The 4,532-nt window shown below is 52.9% G+C and carries 5 protein-coding genes and 2 pseudogenes; all 7 read left to right on the forward strand.

Going from position 1 to position 4,532, the window contains the following annotated elements; translation table 11 throughout:
• Nucleotides 1–606: pseudogene (locus OSO_RS51690) on the forward strand (hypothetical protein); the annotation flags it as partial.
• A complete protein-coding gene (locus tag OSO_RS0104955) occupies nt 603–1,148 on the forward strand; it encodes a hypothetical protein (protein WP_010582388.1) in 546 nt (181 codons plus the stop codon). The pseudogene OSO_RS51690 and the gene OSO_RS0104955, both read left to right, overlap by 4 nt.
• A gap of 413 nt (nt 1,149–1,561) precedes the next feature.
• Nucleotides 1,562–2,065, forward strand: a complete 504-nt coding sequence (locus OSO_RS50605; protein WP_010582389.1) for a hypothetical protein — start codon at nt 1,562–1,564, stop codon at nt 2,063–2,065.
• 79 nt (nt 2,066–2,144) lie between these two features.
• On the forward strand, nt 2,145–2,468 hold the full coding sequence (locus tag OSO_RS0104965) for a hypothetical protein (RefSeq protein ID WP_010582390.1): 324 nt from the start codon (nt 2,145–2,147) through the stop codon (nt 2,466–2,468).
• Between the two features lie 17 nt (nt 2,469–2,485).
• The gene (locus tag OSO_RS0104970; protein WP_157605036.1) at nt 2,486–2,914 is read left to right on the forward strand and encodes a hypothetical protein; all 429 of its coding nucleotides are present in this window, start codon (nt 2,486–2,488) and stop codon (nt 2,912–2,914) included.
• 595 nt (nt 2,915–3,509) lie between these two features.
• Nucleotides 3,510–3,797 carry a hypothetical protein gene (locus tag OSO_RS0104980; RefSeq protein ID WP_157605038.1) on the forward strand — a complete coding sequence of 96 codons (288 nt, stop codon included), beginning with the start codon at nt 3,510–3,512 and terminating at the stop codon, nt 3,795–3,797.
• Between the two features lie 36 nt (nt 3,798–3,833).
• Nucleotides 3,834–4,532 (forward strand): annotated as a pseudogene (locus OSO_RS51305) (hypothetical protein); the annotation flags it as partial.

Consider the following 4,532-nt stretch of genomic DNA (forward strand, 5'->3'; position numbering starts at 1 on the left):
CTGGGCCGCGGAAACCACCTCGACGCAGGACTCAGTGCCGGGGCGGCAGTCCCCTTCGCCGGAGATGCCGTACAAGCCGTGGCAATGGTCCGCAAGGTGGCCGCGAAAGGGGCAGACTTTGCCGCCTCGGCCGGCAAATCGATCATGAAATTGTTCGGGAAAATCGACGATGTCGATGAAGTGTCAGACGTCGCAAATGCGGCCAGGAAGGGAGCGACGGGAGCGTTCAATCCAGGGGCGCTGGGGGGCGGAAGCGGCCTAGGTTTGTTCGAATCGACTACTGTCAGGGTTACTCAGAAGGGCTTGGACATCGTGGACAACCACTTGGCTCAATTCGGATATATCGAGCAAAATGTCATGATGATCAAACGATTGCGAACTGCAATGGCGAATGGAACGAAGATTACGGGGGCCGATGCAAGTTTTTACATGCACGAATTGGCCGAGGCCACGAAAATGCTTAAAGGGCTTTCGTACGATGCAGCGCACACAGCCGCCCTGGTCAAGTACGGCGTGTCACCGTACAGTGTCTATCATCCATCCGTTATTAAGGCATTGCCTGACTGGTTTAACAAGAATTGGCGGAATTTTTGGGGGATCCAATGAGCGTCTTTGAATTCGCACTTGAGAAATATCGAAATGCACGCGTTTGGATCAATGCTTCACCAATTGAAGCCAATAATTCTCCGTCTTTCTGCAGTCGAAAATTTGAGGCAAGGAGAACGGGAATCGTTGATGAACGGCGAATTGTAATTGAAATTGCAATTCCCATGGGATTCACGATGTACGGCTTGCTTGGCGGAAAGATCGAATCAAGTGAAGGAGGATTCGATATTATTGTGAATTCTTCTATGGAAGACGGATGTCTATTTCCAAGTACGTTGGTGTCGACCGATTCTGACGAATTGCGGATTGGACTTTCTGATGAGTACCTTCCTGTAGTCACCAAGTCGTTCGAAGAGTGTGTTGCCCGGCAAATGTTCGATTTGCCGAATGCTCGATTGACTATTGACGTTGCTGCTCGAGGCTCCGTTGGCTCCAATCCGATGGTGTTTAAGAAATTATCACAGATTATCTTTGAAGCACTTGTCGGACCTGTACAGCCTTCGAAGGAGTCACTTCGGATGAGTATTATTAACGTGTTCTGAAATCGTCGGTGGATAACCTAGTGCGCATTTCCCTATAGCGAGTGAAGACCATGGGGACAGTGCATCATTGCGACTATGAACCATGATGGATTCGCGGGGTGGCCCAGGTAGAGCGCAGTCGCTCTACCTGGGTCGCGAAGCGACAGGAGGTTGGGGGCATCACTTCATTTTGATATTGCTCTTTCAATTCTGTTCTTGACGATTTCCGCGTCTGTCAAATGAGTCGGCTTCATCGCTCGCATTTCACACCGTGTACAAGCCGATTCGTTGAGTTGGCGGTATCGCTCACATCCATCCGTGCCGCTGTCCGAGTGAGAGCAAGCCTGTGAAATCACGAACCTGACTTGATCTCCGGTGTGAGCTGATTTGCACGACAGGTAGAGGCCTCGCCTAGCTTAAACTCTCCGCGCCTTATGGCTGCGCCACTCCGCGCCCGGACTCCAACGAAGAATCCCCGCCCTGAAGAATACGATTATGAATGGCCGGAGCTTGACGACTCGAGTTGGGGCCGGTTGACGATGGAGTGGCGGAAGACGGATGGCGGAATCGTTGACGCCGAATTGCTCCGGCCTCGAAACTGGGTTGCATCGAGCCATCTGGAAATCGGCAGCATCTTCAAAGTCTTCTCAACCGAACTGGAGCTGAATGGAATTGCGGAAATCACGGCAGTCAGCCCGTGCCCCTCACTCTGCACGGGCGACGGAGAAGTCGTGACGGGCCGTTTCGTGACCCGAAGAGCCGACGAGACGGTGCGGATGACGTTCGATACAGGCGATACCCTGGAAGGCTCGAAATCGCATCCCATCTGGTCACCCGCCATTAGGCCGCGAAGGCTGGATTACGGTCAAGTCTGTCGAGGCCCGAAACGAATCAGTCCCACTTTACAATATCGAAGTACGCGGCGAACATGTCTATGAAGTCACGCAGGCCGGAATCCTTGTACACAACAGCAATCCTTGCTCCGTTAATCCCGGTGACGGTAGCGATTCAGGCAGGTTGCGGAATGCCGTTCAGCCCATTTTTGAGAGTATCGAAGGCTATGTGCTCTTCGGAACAAAACAACTAATCGGCAATTCATTCGTGCGCCGCATAGCAGCCCTTGGCGGCGGAGTTGGAACCAGTCCGGCGAAGCTGGTTTCGGCACTTGTAAACGAGGCGAGTGCTGCTGGCGCTAAGCAACTCACAATTGTCGCAGATATTGTCAACGAACAGCTCACTAACCCGAGAATCTTAAAAAGATTCGGATTCACAATTGTAAAAATCGGTGAATCAGCAATCGAGAATGGCATTGGGAAATACGAAATAACTAGACTCTTATGACAACATAAGGTATTGAGATGCTTTCACCGAACGCACTTCGCACTAGGATATTGCACATATTTGGAAAGTCTAATGGTGCAACTAATACAACCAATTCATTTGAAAAGCTGACATCAACTGTTCAATCACTTTTGAAACAATATTTGATTGAACCAGATGAGCTCCCAATAATCGCCTCCTACAATTCAATGGATTCCTGGGTTCTCATGACAACAAACCGCTTGGTTTTTACCTTTCAGGGTCAGCACGTAGCCCTGCCTTGGAGTGAAGTCAAGACTTGCGTTCCAAGTGATTTGGCCGATCCCCACACAGCCGGGACGATCAAGTACACGTCGCAGAAGTTCGCAGTCACAACTCGAAGTGATCAAGAGCTTATGTTTGAAACCGAACCAGGCTCACCATTTATTGGCTTCTGGAACGCAATGCTGGGAATGATGAGAAAATAGAACAACTTAACAAGATCGAATTGTCTTGCGGATTCGATTTCTACACGGTGAGGAACGAGCCATGGGGACATCTATGAAGAAGGGATTGTCAAGCCGATGAGAAGCAGAAAATGTTTTCCAGGCCGGTGGTGTTGATTCTCCTCGCCGTCAGCATCGGTCGGAATTCCCCTATCCCTTCCGCCTCCTGCGCGAACCGGTGGTAGGGGGTAGACGATGGGGACAGTGCATGATTGCAACTACGAACGACGCGGGATTCGTCTTTGCAACTGCGACAGGTCGGGGCGAAAGACGTTTTCTAGGGGAGAGAATCGTTTGCTGTAATACAGATTCGTTTTTTGTGCGCAGACGCGCTCCCATGGGCGTAGAGGGCCTCGGCAGGCGGAAGAAGGACCGCGGGGACACAGCATCTTTGGCGACGCCACATGGCGTCGCCATCGATACAAAGTATTTTCTGAACGATGGTTGTGGCGAATATTGTTCGGATGAAACCCGGATTCTGCGTAAGTTGCTTCGACCTATTCAAACGGCGTTCGGTCGTACTCGGGCGGTGGACTGCTGACGAGTTCCTCATCGTCGGCCTATGCGAAGTCGGCGAGTGGCTCGTACACATTGGGCATTCAGGACGGAATGCTATTCCGAGTCGTTCAATACGAACTCCTCAACGGAGGCTGTTGTCAATCTCCGCCGTACGAGCGAAGGGGCCTGGCTTGGCAATGGATTCCGAGCCAGCCAGTTCTCGGGAGGCAAAAGCGTTTCCGATCAGTGGACGTCGCTGGTGTCCTCATCGCCGTCGGCCGGAACGTCCACGACCACCACAACCAGCGATCAGGGGGAACAACAGCAGTACAAGTATGCTACGCAAGAAACCCTGCCGCCCCACTAACTCAGCTATACCAGCTTCGCATTCCGGTCCGTGCCGATGGATGCCAGCAGTCCCGCATCCATCCCGGACGCGACCTTCGGTCTAAATGAGGATCAGGCGCCACAAACCTACTGGGAAACCCTCGCCAGTTGGATCTCGTCTGGCATCGATACGGCAATGAACACCGCCGTCTGGATCGTGGATCAGATCTCGTACGGCGTGAGCGAGGTCGGTGGATTCGTCATCCGCAACTTCGAGGCGGTCTTAGACGGAATCCAGTTGACCCTGGATGTCGCGGGCTTCATACCCGTCTTCGGCGCCATCCCCGACATCATCAATAGCGGCATCCATTTGGGCCGCGGCAACTACCTCGACGCAGGACTCAGTGCCGGGGCGGCCGTCCCCTTCGCCGGCGATGCCGCACAAGCGGTGGCGTTAGTACGCAAAGTGGTCTCGAAAGGTGCTGACTTTGCCGCGTCTGCCGGCAAATCGATCATGAGATTGTTCGGGAAGTCAGACGAAGCAGGAACCGCAGTAACGAAGGTTGTGAAGTGCATTGAGGAAGGCAAATGTTTCGTTGCAGGAACATTGGTCAGTGTGGCTTCGGCACCTCCTTCGTCGCGCGAGGGGCGACAGAATTTTGCTCGTCACGGCACCTTCGAAGCGACGACCGGCAACCCCCACGATCTTCAGGCGGCGGTCGGTCTCACGGAAGCTCCTACAACACACCTGATTCCGATCGAGACGGTCTCTTTG

This window comes from Schlesneria paludicola DSM 18645, assembly GCF_000255655.1.
Classification (GTDB): Bacteria; Planctomycetota; Planctomycetia; order Planctomycetales; family Planctomycetaceae; genus Schlesneria; species Schlesneria paludicola.

Bases quoted from the DNA above. Each gene is read 5' to 3' on its own strand.
- OSO_RS0104955 (WP_010582388.1), top strand. From the start codon at position 603: ATGAGCGTCTTTGAATTCGCACTTGAGAAATATCGAAATGCACGCGTT.
- OSO_RS50605 (WP_010582389.1), top strand. From the start codon at position 1,562: ATGGCTGCGCCACTCCGCGCCCGGACTCCAACGAAGAATCCCCGCCCT.
- OSO_RS0104970 (WP_157605036.1), top strand. From the start codon at position 2,486: ATGCTTTCACCGAACGCACTTCGCACTAGGATATTGCACATATTTGGA.